Genomic DNA, 21,703 nt, shown 5'->3' with positions numbered 1-21,703 from the left:
AAACGGTGTTGCAGGCCGGTTAGGAGGCGAGGTCCCGCCGCTTGGCAGGGGCGGCCGGTGCGGCCGGTGCGGCACCGCGGGCGGTGCCGCGGGGTGGGGCCATCCGGACCACGGGTGCCAGGCGTGCGCGGTGCGCGTCCCGGGACCGGGATGCCGTCCTGTCGGCCTGCCCCGGGACCCGCGGGCGGTTGAGCACCAGGTAGGCAATGCAGATCGGCAGGAAAAGCAAGGAAACAAGCGTCAGCGCACCGAGAGCTAATACGGCGAGGGCGGCATATGCGGGGGATCCGAAAAGGGCGGCGATGAAATCCGCGGCGCCCAAAAGCATCCATCCCCAGAAGAGGGCAATGAGGAAAAGGCCGCTGCGTGCACGGCGGTAAAGCATGGCGGAGCGTCCGCGTGCAGAAGGCACGGCCTGAGACTGATTGCCCATTTCGGTTATTTTCTCCCCAGCTGAAAGCCCCTTATATTCGGAAGGCTTAACGCTGATAATAGCCGGTATTTTCCCCAGCGGAAGATCATTCGGCGCCCCATTCCTTTGCTCCTGACCGCCGCATTCATTTGATCCAGTCCCCGGCTTACCCTTCCGGCTGGGGAGCCGGGCTGATCCGTCCGTGCCGGGGACTGTTGGGATTGAGCAGCGAATGGCGGTAGCCGTAGAGCGCGTAGACCAGGACCCCGATGACCAGCCAGATGCCGAAGCGCAGCCAGGTTTCCCAGTGCAGCTGCAGCATCAGGAACCCGGAGGCCAGCACCCCGAACGCCGGTACCCAGGGCATCAGCGGGAGCCGGAATTCGCGGGGAGCGTCGGGCTGGCGGTAGCGCAGCACAATCACCGCCACGCAGACCACCACGAAGGCAGCGAGGATGCCGATGTTGGTCAGGTCGGCCACGGCACGGATGGGGAAGAAACCGGCCAGCAGGGCTGAAGCGCCGCCGGCAATCCACGTCACCCGCTGCGGGGTTCCGCGCTTATCGGTCCCGGAGAACCAGCCCGGCAGCAGTCCGTCCCGGCTCATGGAGAACCACACCCGGGTGACGCCCAAGAGGAAGGTAAGCATGACGGTGAGGATGGACAGCACGGCGAACGCGGAAATGACCGTGGCAATGACGGGCAGCCCGACTGACTGGAACGCCGAGGCGAAACCGGCCGTGGGGCTGATGTCCCGGTAATTCTGCATCCCCGTGAGCACCAGCGTGGCGAGGATGTACAGGACCATCGCCACGGCCAGGGAGAGCAGGATGGCTTTGGGCATGTGTTTCTTGCCGTCCGTGGCTTCCTCGGCGGCCGTGCTCATGGCGTCGTAGCCGAATACCGCGAAGAACACGGTGGCGGCACCGGTGAAGACGGCGCCGAAACCGCTGGGTAGGAACGGGGTGTAGTTGTCCGTGTTCACGTAGAAGAACCCCAGCCCCACGATGAACAGAATCAGCAGTACTTTCAGGCCCACCGCCACCAGTTCAAAGCGTCCGAAGGTCTTGGTGCCGCGGCTGAGGATCCAGGTGATGAACAGGCAGACGACGGCGGCGGGCAGGTTGATCAGTCCGCCCTCCACCGTGTCTCCGGTGCCCTGCATCCAGACCGGCATGTCGATGCCGAATCCGGCCAGGAACTCGGTGAAGTAACCGGAAATGCCGATGGCCACCACCGCCACGATCGCGGTGTATTCCAGCAGCAGGTCCCAGCCGATGAACCAGCCCACCAGCTCCCCCAGCGCCACATACCCGTAGGTGTAGGCGGACCCGGCGCGCGGCACCATCCCGGCGAACTCGGCGTAGGACAGGGCGGCCGCGGCGCTGGCAAGGCCCGCGACCAGGAAGGAAATCAGCACTGCCGGGCCTACGGGGGAGGCATCGGCGCCGCCGTTGGCGACCAGGCCGGCGAGGGTGAAGATGCCGATGCCGATGATGCCGCCTACCCCGATGGCGGTCAGCTGCCAGAGCCCAAGGCTCTTGAACAGCCTGTTCCCGGTTTTTTCCTCGTCAATCTCCTCGATGGGCTTGCGGCGGAGAACGGAACCTCCGCGGCCGGCGGCTGTGGACATATCTGCTCCCATCCGTACCGGCAGCGGTGCCGCCGGGAATGAAGGTGCCTGGACACCAGCTACCGCAGAAGTATGGACCTGCGTCCGCCGGGCGGGTACCCCCGCCGGCTATTTATTCCGCCGGGCACCGGCAGCCTTAGAGCAGAAGCAGGCTCAGGACCCATACCGCTGCAAAGCCGGCAACGCCCTGTACGGCGGTGGCCGGTGTCAGCGTGCGGTACGCGGTGGCCGTCGGAATGCGGCTGAACTGGGAGACCACCCAGAAGTACGAGTCGTTGGCGTGTGACACCACCATGGCACCGGCACCGACGGCGAGCACCGCGAGGACGGGACCTGCACCACCGGCCAGTCCCAGCGGCTCCAGCAGCGGCAGGAGCATGGCCGACGTCGTCACCATGGCAACCGTGGAGGACCCCTGCGCGGTCTTCAGCGCCGCGGAGATCACGAACGGCACCGCAATGCCAAGACCCAGTGTTGCAAGGTTGTCGGACAGGAAAGTGGTGATTGAACTCTTCCCCAGCACCCCGCCGAAGGCTGCCCCGGCACTGGTGATCAGCAGGATGGGGGCTGCCAGCACGATGGAATCCGTGATCTGGGTATTGAAGGACTCGAGCTTGCCCTTGCCGCGCAGCAGGAACACCGCCGCCCCCAGGCCGAGCGCCAGAGCCACCACGGGGGTGCCGACAAAATTCACGGTTGCGGCCAGGCCGCCGCTACCCATGGGCGCGCCGGGCAGCTTGGCTATCGAGGACAGGCAGATGAGCGCAATGGGCAGCAGGATCGGCAGGAAGGCCATGAAGGCGCTCGGCAGCTTTCCGTACTGGGTCCGCAGATCCTCGTAGCTCACGTCCGCCTCTTCGGCGGGAACGGGCAGCAGTTCAACGTCCTTGTTCAGGAACCGGTTGGCGAAGAGCAGGGCGGCCCCCGCCGAAATTGCGGCCACCACGAGGCCGAGGGCAATCAGCAGGCCCAGGCTGTCCACCACATTCAGGTTGGACGCGGCGGCCAGCGGGCCCGGAGTGGGCGGAACCATTGTGTGAGTGGCATACAGGCCGGTCATCAACGCTATCGACATGGCGACCAGGGACACCTTGGCCCGTTCAGCCATGGCTTTCTTAAGCGAGTTGAGGATGATGTACCCGGAATCGCAGAACACGGGGATGGACACGATGTAGCCGATGATGCTCATGGTCAGGGTGGGAAACCGCGTCCCCAGGACCTTGATCAGTGCGTCAGCCATGGCAATCGCGCCGCCGGACCGCTCAAGAATGACGCCGATCATCGTGCCGAAAAGGATCACCAGGCCGATGTTGCCCATGGTGTTGCCGAACGCCGTCGTAATGGTCGGGATGATTTCCTCGACCGGCAGGCGAAACGCCAATGCCCCGATGAAGGCGGCTGCGAGGAGGGCGAGGAATGGAGAGATTTTCAGCTTCGCGGTGACGGCGACAATGCCGATCACCAGCAGCAGCAATATCAGCAGATCAATCATGGGGTTCCTTTAAAGTGAAAAACTTCGGTGTTCATCAACGGGGCAAATCATGGAATCACGACTTTTCGTGAAGTCCCAAACTCCTTGGTGCGGCGGAGTCGAACGCAAGCACGGAGCACATGTGGGCGGCGGCGTCCTCAATGAGGGTGTCCGCAGCGGCCGTAAGTTCGGGGAGCGTTGAGGCTCCCCGGGCGATGGACACTGCCGCGGTGATGCCGGCCTCCCGGCACTGCGCCGCGCTGAGCTGGACGGTTCCGGCGACCACAAGGACGGGGGCGGACGCCGGCGCGAGGCGGCGGACGGCGTCTACCACTTTGCCGCCCAGCGACTGTGTATCCAGGCAGCCTTCACCGGTCAGGACGACGTCGGCGCGCGCCAAGGCGGCGTCGAGACCGACCGCGTCTGCCACCAGTTGCGCTCCCGGAACGGTTTCTGCTCCGAGCAGGGCCACCAGCGCCAACGGCAGGCCGCCGGCAGCACCGAAACCGGGGGTGGAGAGATAGGGTGGGCCCTGACGGCTGGACTTGCCCTCCGTCGGTGGCCGGGTTTCTGCAGCGAGGTCGGCAAGGACCCGGGCGAGGTTGGCGAGACCGGCGTCAAGCAACTCGATGTCCGCCGGGCCTGCACCCTTCTGTGGCCCGAAAACCGCCGCCGCTCCTCGTTCCCCGCACAGGGGATTGTCCACGTCGACGGCGATCCTCCACTGCACGGTGGCCGCACGCGGATGCAGGCCGGACTTGTCGACGGAGCAGATACTGGTGAGCCCGCCGCCGCCTGGCGCTGCGGGATTGCCGGCTGCGTCCAGAAAGCGTGCCCCCAAGGCTGTGAGCAGGCCGGTTCCGCCGTCTGTGCTGGCCGAACCGCCAATGCACAGCAGGATCTCCTCGGCGCCGTCATCCAGAAGCCGCTTGGCGATAGTGCCTACGCCGTGGCTGTCCGCCCGCAGCGGCTGCAGGGGAACGTCCGAAACACCAGGGAGACCGTTTCCCTCGGCGGCTTCGATGATGCCGACTCGGCCGTCTGCAGAGCTGCCGTAGCGGGCCGCCTTCGGGCGTCCCAGCGCGTCGGTAGTCGCCGTGCTCAACGGCGGGCGGTGCCAGGTTGCCAGCAGTGCGTCGAGTGTCCCCTCGCCGCCGTCGGCCATTGGCAGCTCAACGATCTCGGCAGCCGCTCCGAACACCAATCGCGCGCCGCGGGCCATGGCTGCGGCGGCACCGGCGGCGGAAACGCTGCCCTTAAACGAATCGGGCGCGACGACAATTACGGGTGGGCGGGAATTTGGCACTCTGTCAACATTAGAGTGTTGATACTCACAGTCCTATGGTGAAAATGGCCATTAAGTATTCTCTTTCAGAGCTGTTTAGTGGTCATAACGCACGGGTTATAGACGTGCAGCCACCAGACCTAGCCGCAGCGTCAACGCCTGATGTGCGTTCCGGGGGTTCAGCTGCGTCACCTCCGCAATGCGGTCGAGTCTCTGGATGACGGTGTTCCGGTGTGCGTAGAGGACGCGGGAAACCTCGGAGAAGGACCCGCCGGCGTCCAGGAAAGCGGACAGCGTTGTCCTCTGGGTGTCGGTCAGGTCAGCTATGCGGGAGGCCAGGTGCCCGGCAGTTTCACGGGGCATGCAGGCCACGGCAAGTTCGGCGCTTAACTCCCGAAGGTGGAGGACGGCGGATGCCGTGGGAAGGATCTCCGGGCGGGCAACCAGGAGGCCGAGGGACCTCGCGGCCGATTGAAGCGACTCCGTCCCGGTGCAGGCATCGCCCAGCAGCAGCACCGAGCCGCTATCCGATGCCGCGGTGCTGAGCGCTCCGGCGTCGTGGGCTGGCAGCAGAATCCAGAGGGCACCCTGGAACGAAGCCGAACGGTAGCGGCCCGACCGGGACACCAGATCACCGACCGGGCCGGAACGGACAGGGAGCCGGTGGGCGGGCGGACCTGCGGCGGTGCGGTCCAGGACGGCGGCCAGTCGCCACGGTCCAGGCAGGGCTGGGGAACCCGCCGCCAGCTCCTGTTCCAGGGAGGCCGACGGGGAGCCGCCGTTGACCAGGCGCGCGAGCAGTTCCCTGTCCCGCGCCTCACGCAACGCGGTACTGTCCATCTCCCGGTCGCGCTCGAGCAGCAGCCGGATGGTCAGGACCACGACGTCCGCCAGTGGCATCACCACGTCGGGGGCGCCGGTCAGGCCGACCACCCCAACAACGGCACCGTCGAGTTCAATCGGACAGTTCACACCGGCCCGCATGCCGTCGCGTTCCGCGGAGGGCCGGATGACGACGGGTTTCCCCGTGGCTGCGGCCTCCCGGGCACCCGCGTGCAGTGTCCCGATGCGGGAGGCGTCCCGCGAGGCGATGATGAGTCCCGCTGCGTCCATGACGTTGACGTTGTGGTGAAGCGTGGGGGAGATGCGGTCCACGACGCGTTGCGCCAATGCACTGCCTAGCGGCGCTGACATATCCCCAGTCTAAAGCGGGCGAACGGCTGCCCAGTCTGCACCGCCGTCGTCCCTTACCGGTTCGCGCGCCGCTACCGGTTAGCCCGAAGGGCCGCCGCGGCGTCGCTGGCCGTGGTGCGGATCCGGTACAGGCTGGAGGTGGCCGTCATATACAGGGTCCGGCCGTCCTGTCCGCCGAAGCAGACGTTGCTGACGGTTTCAGGCACCGGAATGTGTTCAAGCAGTTCACCGGACGGCGAGAAGACGCGTACGCCGTCGCCGCCGGAAGACCAGATGTTCCCGTCCGTATCCACGCGGAACCCGTCGGGTACGCCGGGGGCAACGCGCACGAAGACCCGGCCGTTCTTCGCCTGCCGGCCGCCGACGACGTCGTACGCGCGGATCGGGTTGCCCGCGGACTGCGCCGGGCCGTAGGGGGAGACGGCGTCCTCGGCAGTGTCGGAGACGTAGAGGACGGACTCGTCGGGGGAGAACGCCAGCCCGTTGGGGGCCATGATGTCGGTAATCACCGCGGTCAGCTCACCGCTGGCGGGGTCGAAGCGGAACACGTACCGGTCGCCGTATTCCAGTTCACCGGGGTGGCCTTCGGCCGGGTTATCGATCCCGTAGGAGGGATCCGAGAACCAGATGGTGCCGTCGGACTTCACGACGACGTCGTTCGGGGAGTTGAACCGGACGGTGCCAAAGCGGTCCACCAGGGTTTCCACGGTGCCGTTGCGGTCGCGTTCAATGGCCCGGCGCCCGTGCGAGCACTGGACCACGGAGCCGTCCGGGTCCAGGGCGCGGCCGTTGGTGAACTCAATGTCCTCGCCGTAAACGCTCAGTTCGCCGGTGGTTTCGCTGTATTCCAGGATCCGGTTGGAGCGTACGTCGCTGTAGCGCACGGCATTGCGTTCCGGAACCCAGATGGGACCCTCGGCCCAGACCGCGCCAGTACCCACCTGCTCCAGCGAGGCTCCGTCTTCCAGCAGTGTCTGGCGTGCGTCCATGCGGTGTCTCCTTCTGAAGGGCCTGATCATTGGGTCCTGCCTTTTCGCGCGGGTGGCCTGCGTCCTTTTATACGCGAGGCTGCACTGCGGCCCAAAGCCCGGGGCCGGGCGTTGGACCGCGACAGGGGGGGTCCGGGAGCGGTCCGGAGCGGCTAGTGCCACGCCGGGCGGACGACGACGTCTGCCCGTGCCTTCGTCTCCTGGACCAGCCGCGCGTTGCCCTCATCCACGTCCCGCACCCATGCCGCGGCCTCCTCCGGGGACTTCCCGAACCGGACGTGCCGTTCCACCAGCCGCCGGACGCGCAGCTCTTCGTCGGGCTCGCAGTACCAGACCTCGGTGCACCGGGAGCGGACCTCCTGCCATTCCGGCCGGTCCAGCAACAGGTAGTTTCCCTCGGTCAGGATCACCTTCGCGGCCGGGAACACCGGAATGTCTCCGGCCAGCGGCTGCTCCAGGGTCCGCTCAAATCCTGGCGCGTAGACCACCGCGGTCCGCGGGGAGCGGAGCCGTTCCAGAAGTGCGGCATAGCCATAGGCGTCGAAGGTTTCCGGGGCGCCCTTGCGGTTCAACAGGCCAAGCCGGGTCAGCTCCCGGTCCGAAAGGTGGAACCCGTCCATCGGCACGTGCGCAAAGCGGTGCTGCTCGACGTCGGGAACCCCGCCGTTCAACTCGCGGACCAGTGCTTCGGCCAGGGTGGTCTTTCCAGCTCCCGGGGCACCGGCGACGCCGACGACGACCGTCCCGGCCGACGTCCTGGCCAATCCGGTGAGCCGCTCGGCCAGCCCTTCGGGAAGCTGAATGGAACCGTTCACTTTTCCTCCGTCTTAGCGGCCGGCTTTCTTTCAGTTCTACACGCTTCCGGCCGGCCCCCGCCAACGATTTCGCAGCCAGCACCCCGCCGCTGACCCCTTCCGGCATAACGATTTGGACGGCAGGCAAAACGCCGAATCCGGTCAGTTCCCGGTATTCGGGAGACGGTTACAGTGAACCGTCGTTTATCAACGGCAATAAACATTCCGGGGGGAACAATTGAAGAAATCCGTGACTCTGCTGGCAGGTGCCGCAGTTGTCCTCGCACTATCGGGCTGTGCGGAGATGAAGTCTGCATATGAGGCCGTTTCTGGTCCGAGCCATTCCGAGAAATTGGAAATCGACGGTGAAGTCGAAACGCCGACTGGAAAGTACGCGTCGATCCGCGTCAGCGACGACTACATCAACTCCGTCCTCGAAGCCGCGGGCAGTGGTTCTGTTGACATTCCCAACCGGGACGATCCAACTATGCCGCTCTCGACGTACCACCCCATCAGAGAGCGGGCAACGATCACCAGATACTTCTTTAATGACTGGCTCGACTCCGCAGCACTGGAAGGCGGCGCGGAGGATTTCAATGCATGGAAGGCCGCTGCCCTGGCCGAAGGCAAGCTTTCCTCCTCTCCGACGACGCTGTCGTGGCTGAACGGAGAACTTGGAGGGCAGGACCAGTGGGGCGTCCTGGGCGAGGGAAACCTCTTCGGATCAGCCCGGGAATCAACACTGATCCACGATGGCAAACCCCGCATCGCCGATGCCGACATCAGCTTCGGTGATGCCAGCTGGAGCCAACGCGATGAGGGTTACTACACAGTGCTGGACACTGAATGGTGGGTGAATTATCGGGTCTCCGAAGAGGTGGCGCGGGAGATCTCACGAAGCCAGGCCAATACCACCGACGAACAGTGGGAGGCATTCCTGGAGGAGGAGCCCAAGCACGGCGACGGGGAAACGTTCGTCCGGGTCGAAGGGACAGCGGCCTGGTGGTTGGAACAGGGGCATGAGGGACACGGAAATGTCCCGATCTATTTCATCGAATACACAGCCAACCCAAGCATTGTGCGGTAGCACCATGCCTGTAAGAACCAAGATGAATCAGCGGGTCACATTGATGGCCGTTGCGCTGCTAATGGGGTCGGGTGCAGTGGTGTCATGTTCTGATGGGGGCCGGTCGGCTCCAGAAAACGCGGCCAGCGATAACCAGAGCCTTCCTTCCCCCGGCACCAGTGGGGCAACGGGACCGGCAGGTGGGGTGGACGGAGAATTGTCCGGCCTGGAGTCAGGCGAAGCTACGCTCTCTGAGCTGGACGCTTTTATGCCACCGTCGGGTTCAGACCCCTATGCAGCTGGACCCATTCAGACGGCGGACCTTGAAGGCAACCGTGTTTATGCGCACCTGCAGTACCTCATCGGAAGGATCGACCGCTTCCTTGCCGAGAACGGGGTTCTGGGTGACTGGGAGACGGACGGCTTCAACCACATTGCCTTCGTCACGGACGGCAGCTACTGGGACCCCGAAGTCCTCGTCGGCTTTACCGGGTTTGCGGACGGTGGCTACGAACTATCGGGATGGAGCGAAAGTGATGACCGGTTCAGTGGCCCCACTGCCACTCTCACCTACAAGTCCGACGGCGGGTTCAGCGGGTAGCGGCCAGCCGGCCCCGGCATAAGCTGGGACTGTCATCTATCTGAGGAGAAACCGTTGTCACTGCTGACCCCTTTGATCACCACAGCCGGCCTGATCGGCGGCTACAAGACCGCCCGTGACACCGGCAACCGCCAGCTGGGCGGCGCCGTACTCGCAGCCGCAGGCGCCGGTGCGTTTGCCCTCTGGAAGCGCGACGCCGGAACGGGCACCGCCGCGGCACTGACCGCCGGCTACGTGGCCGCGTTCGGTCTGTCCCACCCGCTGGCCAAGAAGATGGGTGCCTGGCCTGCCGTGTACACCGTCACCGGTGCCGTGGCCGCAGCTTCGCTGATTTTCGGCCGCCGCCGCTAGGGCCAGCCGCGAAGGCGTGCAGCGGTTCCGCGGTGGGAAAAGCTGGCTTCGGAGCCGCCGCACGCGCGGAAGCAAAACGCCGCAGCAGCCGGGAATGATCTGCGGAAACGGGTCGTTGTATCTACTGAACGGCCTGAGCAGGGCCGTGATGCAGGGGCCGGATCACCGGCTGCTGCCGCTTGATTGGTAACTCAATACGGGGATGATCGGTTTCGACGATGTTTGTTGAGCCAGGGGAAGCGGGCCGAGAACGCAGAGTTATCTCGTTAACGCTCTCTGCAAAACAATAAGTGCCAAACCTATGCGCACTGACTTCGCTCTCGCTGCCTAAGTAGCCGGAGTAGTCCGTCAGCCCGGAGTTGCTCTCGCTCCGGATCCTGGCGTCGTTTAGAGGGCCACTGCTGAACACTCCCGCCGTCGGGGTGTTCGGGACATTTTGACGGCTGGGCCTGGAACAGCCACCTGTATGCAAGATGGCTGGGGCCGAGAAAATCCGACGCATACTGCGCCCGGAGAAGCCCTGACAAAACAACACCGGACGGGGGTTCGATTCCCCCCATCTCCACCACTTTGAAGGCCTGCCCCCGGGGTGGGCCTTCGTTGTTTCCAGGCCCGGAATTTCCTGGACACGGAAGCCCCGGACACGGAACCCAGTCCTTCCGGACCCATTTCCGTAACGCCTGGCTCCAGCGGCTTCTCCCCGCCGGTTTGCGCCGCACCGGCGGGCGCCCCTGCTTGACCGGGGCCCGGCGGCGCTAATCTGGGATACAGACGGGCAAGCAGCCTTGGTACGCGGGAAGGGAAACACATGCAGGCACTGACGATTACCCCCGGACAGAAGGACTCGCTCGAACTGCGGAATCTTCCGGAGCCGGAAGCCGCCGAAGGCAGCGTGCTGGTGGAGACGCTCGCAGTGGGACTGTGCGCCACGGACCGTGAGGTTATTGCGGCCGAATTCGGCACGGCACCTGCGGACCGGGACTACCTGGTGATGGGACATGAGAATCTGGGCCGCGTGGTCGAGGCGCCGGAGGATTCCGAGCTTGCCGCCGGCGATCTGGTGGTGGGCATTGTCCGCCGCCCCTGTGCCGAAAACTGCCGGGCCTGTGCGGCCGGTGAGTGGGACATGTGCCTGACCGGCACCTATACCGAGCACGGCATCGAGGGGCTCGACGGCTTCGCGCGCGAATACTGGCGCGGCGACCCCGAGGACATGGTGAAGCTCGAACCGTCGCTGGAACGCGTAGGAGTGCTGCTGGAACCTGCCACCATCCTGGCCAAGGCCTGGGAACAGATCGACCGGATCGGCGGCCGTGCCTACTTCCGGCCAGGCGTTGTCGCGGTCACCGGCGCCGGCCCCGTGGGCCTGCTTGCCGCGCTGCTCGGTGTGCAGCGCGGACTCGAAGTGCATGTCTTCGATCTGGAAGAGGACGGGCCCAAGGAGAAGCTGACCAAGGAACTTGGCGCCGTGTTCCACACCGACACCCTTCCGGAATCCGGCATCAAGCCGGACATCATCATTGAATGCACCGGCGTGCCCACGGTGATTAACGACGTCCTGCACCACGGCGCCAAGAACTCGGTCACCTGCCTCACCGGCGTTTCCGAGCCCGGCGGTGAGCAGCCGGTGGATCTGGGCCAATTGAACCTGGACCTGGTGATGGACAACCGCGTGGTCTTCGGCACCGTCAATGCCAACCGCCGCCACTACCTCAAGGCTGCCGCGGCCCTGGCCAAGAGCGATTCCCGGTGGCTCGAGCAGTTGATCTCCCGCCGCGTTGCGCTGGCCGACTATGCACAGGCTTTCGAGGACCACGACGGCGATATCAAGGTAGTGCTGGACCTGCGGGACGCCTAACCGTTCCGCAGGCTATTTCTACCGGGCGGCTTCGGTGATAGACAGAAGAGACCCAAGCCGCCCGCGGCGGTAACGGCAACCCGCATTGGAGGCATGCACATGCGCAAGGACGCTGATCAACCGGTAATTCCCAGCGGTTCGGATGCGGACCGGGCGGAGCAGTCACTGCCTGCGGTTCCCGGTGCCGGTGATGCCGGCCCAGCCGGGGAGATCCACCGCGATGGTTCCGAGGCGGACGGCATTGAGCAGGACATTCCCGCCGTGCCGGGTGCAGGGGACGCCGGGCCCGAGGGTGCGGTCCACCCCGACGGATCCGAGGCCGACATCCTGGAGCAGAACACGGCCGTCCCGGGAAACGACGACGACTATCCGCCGGGGGACGAGGGCTGACCCCGCTTTCCGGGCCCGCAGCCACGTAGAATGGACCCCGGCAGAACCGGCGACGGAAACAGCAGGAGCGGCGTGGACCTTTTCGACCCGGGGGCGGTATTCGACGTCGTCGACCTCGCCGGTGTGCTGGCCAACGGCGTCCTTGGCGGAGCCGTGGCGCGGCAGCTGCGGATGGACCCGGTGGGGTTCCTGGTTCTGGCGCTGACCTCGGCGCTGGGCGGCGGCGTGCTGCGCGATACCTTGCTGCAGGCCGGTCCGCCCGTCGCGCTGACCAACCCCGCCTATCTCTTCACCGCCATTGCCGGGGCCTTCATTGCCTATGCCATTGAGCTCAAGGGTAAGTGGGCCAACCGGTTCCTCATCGTGATTGATGCATTCGCGCTGGGCTGCTGGGCTGCCACCGGCACCGCCAAGGCGCTGGGGTTGGGGCTGGACTGGCTGCCGGCCATCCTGATCGGCGTCGTCACCGCGGTGGGCGGCGGGATGATCCGTGACATCGTGGTGGGCCGGGTGCCCGCCATCTTCGGCGGCAACACGCTGTACGCCACGGGCGCCCTGGTGGCCGCCGTCGAAATGGCCATCCTCTACGATCTGGGCCTGCAGAACGTGGGCATGGGCGTGGCCATCGGCACCTGTGCCGTGCTGTGCACGGTGGCCCGCCGGCGTGGGTGGCGGCTGCCCGGACCCGGGGAATTCAGTGTCCGGCTCAGCCGGCGCCCCCGCACCGAGGACCGCCGGAGCCCGGCGCAGGGCTGGCCGCGTCCTCGATTCTGGAAAGCGCGCCTGCGTCGCTGACGGACGGCAACCGGTCTCTGTGTGCCGTTAATCTCCGCCGTTCGGCGGTGGCCCGCCGCTGCCGTTCAACAAGCCCCGACGCGGATTTAGTCCCGGAATTCCAGCCTTTTGCAGACTCGATTTGCGGGAGTAGCGTGGCCAATATGAGTGCTTACAAGAGCGTAAATCCAGCCACCGGAGAAACCCTTCAGGAATTCGCTGAATCCACCGACGCCGAAATCAACCAGGCCGTCACCGCAGCACACGGAGCCTTCGCCAGCTGGCGGAACGAGCCCGTGGAGAACCGCACCAAGGTCATTACCCGCGTTGCGGAACTGTACCGGGAGCGCGCCGAGGAGCTCGCCAAGCTGATCGCCCTGGAAATGGGCAAGCCGCTGCGCGAGGCGAAAAACGAGGTAGCCCTCTCCGCCAACATCTACGAGTACTACGCCACCCAGGGCCCCGGCTTCATGGCCGATGAGCAGCTGGATGTGAAGGGCGGCGGCAACGCCGTTGTCCGCACGGAGCCCGTCGGCGCCCTGCTGGGCATCATGCCGTGGAACTACCCGTACTACCAGGTGGCCCGCTTTGCCGGCCCGAACCTGATGCTGGGCAACACCGTCCTGCTCAAGCACGCGAACAACTGCCCGCAGTCCGCCCTGGCAATGGCACAGATTTTCGCCGACGCCGGTGTGCCGGAGGGTGCCTACGTCAACCTCTTTGCCACCAATGAGCAGGCCGCGGACATCATCGCCGACCCGCGGATCCAGGGCGTGTCCCTCACCGGCAGCGAGCGGGCAGGATCCGCCGTGGCCGAGGTGGCCGGCCGGAACCTGAAGAAGTACGTGCTGGAACTCGGCGGCAGCGATCCGTTCATCGTCCTGGACACCGAAGACCTCGACGCCACGGTCAAGGCCGCCGTCGCCGGCCGGATGGGCAACGGCGGGCAGGCCTGCAACGCCGCCAAGCGCTTCATCGTGATGGAAGACCTCTACGACGATTTCGTGGAGAAGTTCACCGCCCGGATGTCCGCTATTGAGCCGGGCGATCCGCTGCAGCCGGAGACCCGGTTCGGACCGCTCTCCACGCAGGCGGCCGCAGACGGCCTGGTGGAGCAGATCCGCGACGCCGTGGACAAGGGCGCCACCCTGCACACGGGCGGCAGCCTGATCGACGGACCGGGCGCCTACGTCCAGCCGACCGTCCTGACCGGCGTCACGCCCGAAATGCGGGCCTTCTCCGAAGAGCTGTTCGGCCCCGCCGCCGTCATCTACAAGGTTGCCAGCGAGGAAGAGGCCATTGAACTGGCCAACAACTCCCCGTTCGGCCTCGGCGGAGCGGTGTTCAGCACCGACGAAGACCGGGCCTTGGACGTGGCTGACCGGCTCGAAAGCGGCATGGTCTGGATCAACGGCACATCCGGCACACAGGAGGACCTGCCCTTCGGCGGCGTCAAGCGCTCCGGCGTCGGCCGGGAACTGGGACGCTTCGGCATGGCCGAGTTCGTCAACAAGAAGCTGATCCGCACCCCGCGGAAGCAGTAACGCTTCCCTAGGCCGCGCGGGCGCTCTCCGGTTCTTCCTCCGGTTGCTCCGCGCGGCTGCTGGGTCCGTTGAACACCACATACCGGTACGCGAAATAGCGGAAGATGTTGCCCAGGGCGATGCCGACAATGTTGCCCGAAACGTTGTCCGCAAAGTGGCTGTCGAAACCCAGCACATAGTGCGAGATGTACAGGCAGCCCGTGGAGATGAGCAGGCCCACCAGGTTCGTCAGGGCGAAAAGCAGGGATTCGCTGCGGATGCTGCGGGTCCGCAGCTTCCGGAACGTCAGGTACCGGCTGCCCAGCCAGGAGACGGTGGTGGCCGCCAGGACGGAGACGGTCTTGGCCAGGATGGGGCTGTCTTGAATCAGCGTGGCGGAGAGAAGATTAAACAGGCCGACGTCCACCACGAAGGCGACGGCGCCGACGGCGGAAAACGAGCCCAGTCGGCTGACCACCCTGTGCATCCTGCTGGTTTCTGCCATTGCCGACAATCCATTCAACCCGCTGCTGCGGGACGCCGTTCCCTGCCCTTGCCCGCTGCGTGTATGCGGGCTGGGACTTTTACCTTTCGGATGATTACATAGCGCCTAAATGGCCGCAAAATCGGGAGGAATGCAAGTCCGGTCAGGGCAGGGTTACGGTAAAGACGGTGCCCTTGCCGGCCTCGCTCGCCATGGCGATGGTGCCGCCGTGCTCCTCCACGATGCGCTTGGTGATGACCAGCCCAAGCCCGACGCCGGGGATCTGGGCCCGGCGCGCGGTGCCGGAGCGGAAGAACTTGGTGAAGACTTCCGCCTGCTCGGCCTCGGTCATGCCGATGCCTGAGTCCGCTACCTGAAGGACGGTGGAACCGGCGTCGGTGCGCCAGGCACTGACCGTCACCTGTCCGCCGTCGGGCGAGTACTTGACGGCGTTGGACAGCAGGTTGTCCAGCACCTGGGAAATGCGCTTGGGGTCCACCATGGCCGGCAGGGTTTCGGGAACCTTGGCAACGATATCCACCGAGTTGATTTCGGCGCGAGGGGCGGCGGAGGTGATGCCGGCGCGGACCAGTTCGCTGAGGTCGGTGACTTCCTGCTGGATGTTGGCGGACCCGGCCGCGGCGGTCAGCAGATCCGAGACCAGGTGCAGGAGCTTCTCCGAATTCCGCTGTGCCACCTTCAGCGAAGAGGCCACATGGGACGGGATGGCGTCTTCCTCATCCAGGGCCAGTTCCAGATAGCCCATGATCGAGGTCAGCGGTGTGCGCAGTTCATGGGACACATTGGCCACGAAATCGTCCTTCGCGGCCACGGCATTCACCAGTCCCGTGACATCACTGTAGGCAATCACGGAGCCGCGGAAGGCGTCGTCGTCGCCCTTGACGGACCGGGCCGAGACGCTCAGCGCCTTCTGCTCCTCACCGTTGCCGTACCAGACGAGCTGGTCGGAGAAGGACTGGCCCGAGGCTGCCCGCTGCACGGGGCGCTGGTCCACGGGGATCGGCGTAATGCGGTCCGGACCGAAAATCTGCATCTCGGCTTCGGTGGGACGGTGGGTGAAGGAGGGCGCGGCGAGACGCTCGTGGAGACGCTGGCGCGAGTTGGTGAGGATGCGCCGGCCGTCCTCGTCGATGACCGCCACACCCACGCGGATGGTGTTCAGGATGGTTTCGAGCATGGACTCCTTGCGGAGGCTTTCCATCAGCGATGCCTGCAGCACCACGTCCTTTTCCTGCAGCACCGCGGCCTGGGCGGTAAGGCTGGCTTCGGCTTCCGCCCGTGCGGCTTCGGCGTCCTCGGCGGTGCGCAGGGCGGAGATGAGGTCCCGTTCATACAGCCGGCGTTCGTGCGCGTAGAACGCCACCACCTGGTCGAGGGCGGGCCGCCCGTCGGAGGCGGGGGAGCGGGTGGCGGAGAGCAGCACCGGGATCCGCTGGCCCTCGGGACCCAGGAGGTCGACGGCGAGTTCGGCGAACTCCTCGTTCAGTTCCAGCTGCGGCATGGCATGGGTGGTGTAGACAATCCGGTCTCCCACGGGCAGCAGCTTCAACAGGCTGGTACCGCGGACTTCGTCCAGCGTCTTGCCTATCCACCTCTGGGCGGTGCCGTTGGCGTTCACCACCGTACCGTCCGTCAGGGTGATGAAATAGCCCGCCGGAGCCGATTCGGACAGGGCACGGTAATCAAGCCGGAAATCCAGGTCCATGGCGCGTCTACTCTGAGTGCTGCAGGTAGGCGAGGATGAGGTCCGCGGTTTCTCCCGGTGCACTGACGTGGGGGAGATGGCCGGTGGCCTTCATCGGCACGAGCGTGCTCTGCGGGATGTGCTCCTGCAGGTACCGGCCAACGTGCTCCGGAGCCAACAGGTCCGCCGATGCCTGCATGATGAGGGCGGGGACGGCTACCTGCGGGAGCAGGCTCCTGACGTCCGTCAGGAAGGCGACGCGGGCGAACTGTCGGGCAATGGACGGGTTGACCCGGCAGAAACTGCCCTGGAGCTCTTCCCCCAGGGCAGGATCGTCGGGGGCACCCATGATCGCCGGCGCCATATTGGCAGCCCAGACCAAATAGTTGGTGTCCAGGGATTCGAGCAAGTCGTCCAGATCGGCCCGGCTGAAACCGCCTTCGTAGCCGTCTTCGGGATAGTCCATGTAGCTGGGGGACGGTGCCACCAGGATGAGCCGGGCAAAGCGCTCCGGTGCGGCGGCTCCGGCGGCGATGGCCATCATGGCGCTGACGCTGTGGCCGATGAAGGTGACATCCTGCAGGTCGAGTTCGTCGCACAGTTCGAGGACATCGGCGACGTAGCCGTCCAGGGTGGCGTACTTGGCAGGGGTGTAGGCATCCAGATCGGAACCGCCGGCACCAACATGGTCGAAAAGCACCACTTTGTACTCGTCGGTGAAGCGCGGCAGCACCCGCGACCACATGCCCTGGTCGCAGCCGAAACCGTGGGCAAAAAGCAGTACGGGTCCATCTGCTCGTCCCAGAACCCGAACATTGTTCCGGGTGCGGATATCAGTCTTCATTTGCCTGTGTGCCTGCTTTTCTTCTTATGCGCCTTGCCCCAATGCCATAAGCGGAGTCACAGCAAACCTTACAGGGCCGGGACTCCTAAAACGGCCAGCCGGGGTGCGGTTGGAATGTCCGTGGCGGTCCGGAGGGAATAGGAAGAAAGTGCACGGGAAAAGGCGGTTATACCAATAGCCGCATTTCCCGCGAAGAAAGTGCCACCAGGTGCCTTGATGATCAGCCCACTGCATAACGGAGTTCGGCGGCGCCGCCGTCGAACTGCGTGCTGGCAATAAGCCGCATGGGGGAGGTGGGGCCGGACACGGGCAGCAGCCGCCGCCCACTGCCCAGGGCAACCGGCATGTAGGTCACCCACAGTTCATCCAGCAGGCCCGCCTCCGCAAACTGCGCCGCCACATTCCCGCCGCCCACCACCCAGATGTTGCCCTCACCGGCAGCGTTCCGCGCGTCCTGGAAGACTTCCCGCACATCACCGGCGGCGAAGCGGACATCCCCCGCCGGCGGTGCGGATTCCTCCCCGTGGCTGAGCACCCAGCATGGCTGGGCGTACTCCCAGGTATCCGGCTCCTCCGCCCGGAGCCAGCGGTAGGTTTCCGCGCCCATCACTACGGCGCCGACGTCGGCCATAAACCGGTTGTAATGCTCCTGGAAGGCCTCAAAGCCGAAGTGGAGCAGCCAGTCCAGCCGGTTGTCCTCGGTGGCAATAAAACCGTCCAGGGAAGACGCGACGTAATAGATGACCTTGGGCATGGGATGAGGATAGCGGGGCCCACATGCCGGTTGTCAGTGGCGGGTTCCAAACCTGTTCTTCGCGGGACGGAATACCTGCGCAATAGTCCGCCCGCCCCGGGCAGGGAAATCATGTATTGCGGAGGCGTCGGGGGACGTATCTGGGATAGGTTGATAGACGGTGGACCATAAGCAGCCTGACTATTTATCCGCCGGCCGGTGTTGCGCCGGACCAGCCCGGTGGAACAGCGCGGAAGGAAAAGAATATGAGCGAGCGGCTCGTAGCGGATCTGATTGTCGAACGCCTGCAGGCCTGGAACGTGGACCGGGTGTTCGGCTACAGCGGGGACGGCATCAACACCGTCCTGGGCGCGATGCGCCGCAGCGGTGATCCCGAGTTCATCCAGGTCCGGCACGAGGAAAACGCCGCCTTCATGGCTGTGGGACATGCCAAGTACACCGGCGGGGTGGGTGTGGTGATGTCCACCCAGGGGCCGGGCGCCATCCACCTGCTCAACGGGTTGTATGACGCCCGGCTGGACGGGGCGCCCGTGGTGGCCATAGTGGGCCAGCAGTCCCGCAGCGTGCTGGGGTCCTCCTATATGCAGGAAGTGGACCTGATGAACCTGACCCGGGACGTTGCCTCGGCGTTCCGGCAGCAGATCAATTCTCCTGAACAGGTTCCGCTGGTGCTCGACCGCGCGTTCAAGAAGGCACTGGCCACGGGCACTCCCGCCGTCGTCATCATCCCGCATGACGTGCAGCAGGCCCCTGCACCGGAACTCGAACAGGAACACGGCATCCTCAATACCGTTCCCGTGTTCAGCCCCGCGCGCACCTCACCGGCCGAAGCGGATATCCGGGCGGCCGCGGACCTGATCAACTCCGGGCAGCGGGTGGCCCTGCTGGTGGGGCAGGGTGCACGCGATGCCCGCGCCCAGGTCGCCGCGCTGGCGGAGAAGATCGGTGCGGGCATCACCACCAGCCTGCTCGGCAAACCGTATGTGGATGAGACCCTGCCGCTCGCCGCCGGAACCATGGGGCACCTGGGGACCAGCTCCGCCGGGTACGTGATGGACAACTGTGACACCCTGCTCATCATCGGATCCAGCGACCCGTGGACCGAGTTCTATCCGAAGCCGGGCACTGCCCGGGGCGTGCAGATTGACCGGGATGCTTCCGCGGTCGGCAACCGCTACCCGGTGGAAGTAGGCATCACGGGAGACGCCGCAGCCACCCTGGACGCCCTGATCCCGCTGCTGGAAGCCCGCCCCGACGCCGCATGGCGGGGGCAGATCGAGGAAAGCGTCCGCCGCTGGCACGAGCTGGCCCGGGTGCGGGCCATGACACCCGCCGATCCGGTCAACCCGGAACGCGTGGTGTACGAGCTGAATCTGCGCCTGCCGGGCAATGCCCAGGTGGCGGTCGACGTCGGCAGTTCCGTGTATTGGTACGCACGGCAGCTGCATCTTCCGGAGGGTGTACCTGCCCACCTTTCCAGCACGCTGGCCAGCATGGGCTGCTCCGTGCCGTACGGCCTGGCCGCGAAGCTCGCGTACCCGGACCGGCCGGTGGTGGCGCTCTCCGGTGACGGCGCCATGCAGATGGCAGGGGTGACCGAAATGATCACCCTCAGCCGGCTCTGGCAGAAGTGGGAAGATCCGCGGTTTGTAATCTGTGTGCTCAACAACCGCGAACTGGCGGAGGTCACCTGGGAGCAGCGCGAGATGGAGGGCGATCCGCGGTTCGAGGACAGCCAGTCGCTGCCGGACTTCAAATACGCCGAGTACGCCAAGCTGCTGGGGCTGGAAGCCATCCGGATCGAGGATCCGGAGCTGCTGGGCGAGGCCTGGGACGTGGCGCTCGCCGCCAAGCGGCCGTTCCTGATCGAGGTGGTCACCGATCCCGCGGTGCCCCTGCTGCCGCCGTTCCCCAGCGGCGCAGCCCAGGCCGAAACCATGAAGGCCGGGCTGGCGCAGGAAGGGGCGGCGGGGGAGCATTCGCGCCAGCTGCTGGATGTCTATCTGGCACAGGAAGAGGGCCTGTACCGGGATCTCTGATTCCCCGTCGGGGGAGGGGCCCCGGCATGCCGGAACGGGTGTACCCCACGAGGGATACACCCGTTCCTCCTTTCGGCGCCCCGGCTAAGTGCGGGTCGGTGCACCGAGTTCCACGGGTTCCTCGTCATTCAGGTACGCCGATTCGGAGTGCGCCATCAGGTCGATGCCCTTCAGCTCGCTCTCTTCCGGGATACGCAGCCCGATGGTCAGCTGCAGTACCTTGGCAATCAGCCAGGTCACCACGAAGGAGTAGACCAGGACGGCGCCGCAGGCGAGGGCCTGGATGCCCAGCAGGGAGAACCCGCCGCCGTAGAACAGTCCGCTCACCCCGTTGGGTGCTGCCTCGGTGGCGAACAGGCCGATCAGGAGGGTGCCCAGCAGGCCGCCGACGGCGTGTACCGCCACGACATCCAGCGAGTCATCAAACCCGAGACGGAACTTCAGTTCAATGGCCAGCGAGCAGACCAGCCCGGCAATCGCACCGATGGCGACGGCGCCCAGCGGGCTTACCGCTCCACAGGCCGGGGTGATGGCCACCAATGCGGCAATCAGCCCCGATGCCGCGCCCAGGCTCGAGGAACGGCCCAACCGCAGGCGTTCCATCAGCGCCCAGCCCAGCAGGCCGGCTGCCGCGGCCACGGCGGTGTTGAGGAAGACGACGGCGGCGGAGTGTCCGGCGCTCAGGGCCGAGCCGGCGTTGAAGCCGTACCAGCCGATCCACAGCAGGCTCGCTCCCAGGAGGATCAAGGGCCGGCTGTGCGGCTGGCCGTGCGAGTGGGGCCAGCCCTTGCTCCGGCCCAGGACCAGCGCCAGGGCCAGGGCGGCGACGCCGGCATTCAGGTGCACCGCGGTGCCGCCGGCGAAGTCGATTGCGCCCAGCTGATTGGCGATCCATCCGCCGACGACGGTGCCGTCTGCGCTGTCGAAGGCGAAGACCCAGTGCGCCACCGGGAAATAGACGAGCGTTGCCCAGAGGCCCGCGAAGACCATCCAGGCGCCGAACTTCATCCGGCCGGCGGCGGACCCGGCCACCAGGGCCGTGGTCACGCAGGCGAACATCAGCTGGAAGGCCGCGAACAGAGCCAACGGGATGGACGCTTCGGGGTCTTCCGTCAGGAGGGCGGACAGGCCGAGATACTCAGTGGGGCTGCCGAGCAGGCCCAAGCCGCCCAGCGAGTCGCCGAAGGCTGCGGAGTAGCCGTAAAACACCCACAGGACGGCCACGAGGCTGGCCCCGCCGAAGCACATCATCATCATGTTCAGGATCCGCCGTGAGCCCACCATGCCGCCGTAGAAGAAGGCGATCCCGGGGATCATCAGGCAGACCAATGCGGAACTGGCGAGCAGCCAGGCCGTGTTTCCAGAGTCCATGGAGGTACTCCCGTTCGGGTTGCGCCCGTTTCTGCCTCTGCCGATGCAGCCGGACGGAGAATATGGACGGACCAGCCCCCCGAGGCTGACCGGCACCGCACTGCACGAGGTGCTGCTTTAAGGGTGCGGGCGGGATGTTTCGTCCGGGAGCGCCTGCAGGTTATC

General features: G+C 65.7%; 20 protein-coding genes and 1 other RNA gene. 9 read left to right on the top strand and 12 right to left on the bottom strand.

The window, feature by feature from the left end:
• Positions 1-19 precede the first annotated feature (19 nt).
• From QNO10_RS13080 to QNO10_RS13050, 7 genes are all read right to left on the bottom strand, one after another.
• Positions 20-433, bottom strand: coding sequence for a hypothetical protein (locus tag QNO10_RS13080; RefSeq protein WP_229946473.1), 414 nt, complete (start codon positions 431-433; stop codon positions 20-22).
• 145 nt (positions 434-578) lie between these two features.
• The gene (locus QNO10_RS13075) at positions 579-2,045 is read right to left on the bottom strand and encodes an amino acid permease (RefSeq protein WP_229946475.1); all 1,467 of its coding nucleotides are present in this window, start codon (positions 2,043-2,045) and stop codon (positions 579-581) included.
• 136 nt (positions 2,046-2,181) lie between these two features.
• Positions 2,182-3,537 carry a GntP family permease gene (locus QNO10_RS13070; protein ID WP_229946477.1) on the bottom strand — a complete coding sequence of 452 codons (1,356 nt, stop codon included), beginning with the start codon at positions 3,535-3,537 and terminating at the stop codon, positions 2,182-2,184.
• A gap of 55 nt (positions 3,538-3,592) precedes the next feature.
• The gene (locus QNO10_RS13065; protein WP_229946478.1) at positions 3,593-4,822 is read right to left on the bottom strand and encodes a glycerate kinase; all 1,230 of its coding nucleotides are present in this window, start codon (positions 4,820-4,822) and stop codon (positions 3,593-3,595) included.
• Positions 4,823-4,918: 96 nt separating this feature from the next.
• Positions 4,919-5,995 carry a CdaR family transcriptional regulator gene (locus QNO10_RS13060; RefSeq protein WP_229946481.1) on the bottom strand — a complete coding sequence of 359 codons (1,077 nt, stop codon included), beginning with the start codon at positions 5,993-5,995 and terminating at the stop codon, positions 4,919-4,921.
• 71 nt (positions 5,996-6,066) lie between these two features.
• Positions 6,067-6,984, bottom strand: a complete 918-nt coding sequence (locus QNO10_RS13055; RefSeq protein ID WP_229946482.1) for an SMP-30/gluconolactonase/LRE family protein — start codon at positions 6,982-6,984, stop codon at positions 6,067-6,069.
• A 152-nt stretch (positions 6,985-7,136) separates the two neighbouring features.
• Entirely contained in the window at positions 7,137-7,799 is a 663-nt protein-coding gene (locus tag QNO10_RS13050) for a nucleoside/nucleotide kinase family protein (RefSeq protein ID WP_229946484.1), read from the bottom strand.
• A 331-nt stretch (positions 7,800-8,130) separates the two neighbouring features.
• Here QNO10_RS13050 and QNO10_RS13045 point away from each other — a divergent pair, with 331 nt between their 5' ends.
• The 8 genes from QNO10_RS13045 (at position 8,131) to QNO10_RS13010 (ending at position 14,362) form a co-directional block, all read left to right on the top strand.
• Positions 8,131-8,865 (top strand): hypothetical protein, encoded by a 735-nt coding sequence (locus tag QNO10_RS13045; protein ID WP_229946486.1) that lies wholly within the window; start codon positions 8,131-8,133, stop codon positions 8,863-8,865.
• Between the two features lie 247 nt (positions 8,866-9,112).
• Positions 9,113-9,445 (top strand): hypothetical protein, encoded by a 333-nt coding sequence (locus QNO10_RS13040; RefSeq protein WP_229946488.1) that lies wholly within the window; start codon positions 9,113-9,115, stop codon positions 9,443-9,445.
• A gap of 54 nt (positions 9,446-9,499) precedes the next feature.
• Complete coding sequence (locus tag QNO10_RS13035) at positions 9,500-9,796, top strand: hypothetical protein (protein WP_442860215.1); 297 nt, start codon at positions 9,500-9,502, stop codon at positions 9,794-9,796.
• Between the two features lie 198 nt (positions 9,797-9,994).
• Positions 9,995-10,364, top strand: a transfer-messenger RNA (tmRNA) gene (gene ssrA / locus QNO10_RS13030).
• A 240-nt stretch (positions 10,365-10,604) separates the two neighbouring features.
• Positions 10,605-11,654, top strand: a complete 1,050-nt coding sequence (locus QNO10_RS13025; protein WP_229946492.1) for a glucose 1-dehydrogenase — start codon at positions 10,605-10,607, stop codon at positions 11,652-11,654.
• A 99-nt stretch (positions 11,655-11,753) separates the two neighbouring features.
• Entirely contained in the window at positions 11,754-12,044 is a 291-nt protein-coding gene (locus tag QNO10_RS13020) for an Rv3202a family protein (RefSeq protein ID WP_229946494.1), read from the top strand.
• A 30-nt stretch (positions 12,045-12,074) separates the two neighbouring features.
• Positions 12,075-12,839 carry a trimeric intracellular cation channel family protein gene (locus QNO10_RS13015; RefSeq protein WP_229946497.1) on the top strand — a complete coding sequence of 255 codons (765 nt, stop codon included), beginning with the start codon at positions 12,075-12,077 and terminating at the stop codon, positions 12,837-12,839.
• A gap of 143 nt (positions 12,840-12,982) precedes the next feature.
• On the top strand, positions 12,983-14,362 hold the full coding sequence (locus QNO10_RS13010; RefSeq protein ID WP_229946499.1) for an NAD-dependent succinate-semialdehyde dehydrogenase: 1,380 nt from the start codon (positions 12,983-12,985) through the stop codon (positions 14,360-14,362).
• Positions 14,363-14,369: 7 nt separating this feature from the next.
• Here the strand turns inward: QNO10_RS13010 and QNO10_RS13005 are convergent, their stop codons facing one another.
• The 4 genes from QNO10_RS13005 to QNO10_RS12990 all read right to left on the bottom strand — a co-directional run bounded on the left by QNO10_RS13005 (position 14,370) and on the right by QNO10_RS12990 (position 18,128).
• Positions 14,370-14,846, bottom strand: a complete 477-nt coding sequence (locus tag QNO10_RS13005) for a GtrA family protein (RefSeq protein WP_229946502.1) — start codon at positions 14,844-14,846, stop codon at positions 14,370-14,372.
• Positions 14,847-14,988: 142 nt separating this feature from the next.
• Positions 14,989-16,551 carry a PAS domain-containing sensor histidine kinase gene (locus tag QNO10_RS13000; RefSeq protein ID WP_229946504.1) on the bottom strand — a complete coding sequence of 521 codons (1,563 nt, stop codon included), beginning with the start codon at positions 16,549-16,551 and terminating at the stop codon, positions 14,989-14,991.
• 7 nt (positions 16,552-16,558) lie between these two features.
• Positions 16,559-17,374, bottom strand: coding sequence for an alpha/beta fold hydrolase (locus tag QNO10_RS12995; protein WP_229946507.1), 816 nt, complete (start codon positions 17,372-17,374; stop codon positions 16,559-16,561).
• 220 nt (positions 17,375-17,594) lie between these two features.
• On the bottom strand, positions 17,595-18,128 hold the full coding sequence (locus tag QNO10_RS12990; protein WP_229946510.1) for a dihydrofolate reductase family protein: 534 nt from the start codon (positions 18,126-18,128) through the stop codon (positions 17,595-17,597).
• A gap of 245 nt (positions 18,129-18,373) precedes the next feature.
• Here QNO10_RS12990 and QNO10_RS12985 point away from each other — a divergent pair, with 245 nt between their 5' ends.
• Positions 18,374-20,167 carry a thiamine pyrophosphate-requiring protein gene (locus QNO10_RS12985; protein ID WP_229946512.1) on the top strand — a complete coding sequence of 598 codons (1,794 nt, stop codon included), beginning with the start codon at positions 18,374-18,376 and terminating at the stop codon, positions 20,165-20,167.
• Between the two features lie 84 nt (positions 20,168-20,251).
• On the opposite strand, the gene QNO10_RS12980 is transcribed toward QNO10_RS12985, so the two are convergent.
• Complete coding sequence (locus QNO10_RS12980) at positions 20,252-21,538, bottom strand: ammonium transporter (RefSeq protein WP_229946515.1); 1,287 nt, start codon at positions 21,536-21,538, stop codon at positions 20,252-20,254.
• Positions 21,539-21,703 lie beyond the last annotated feature (165 nt).

It is taken from the genome of Arthrobacter sp. zg-Y919, assembly GCF_030142045.1.
In the GTDB taxonomy this organism is placed as follows: domain Bacteria; phylum Actinomycetota; class Actinomycetes; order Actinomycetales; family Micrococcaceae; genus Arthrobacter_B.
Note: the sequence above shows the minus strand (reverse complement) of the source record. Positions and strands in the feature narration are given on the sequence as shown.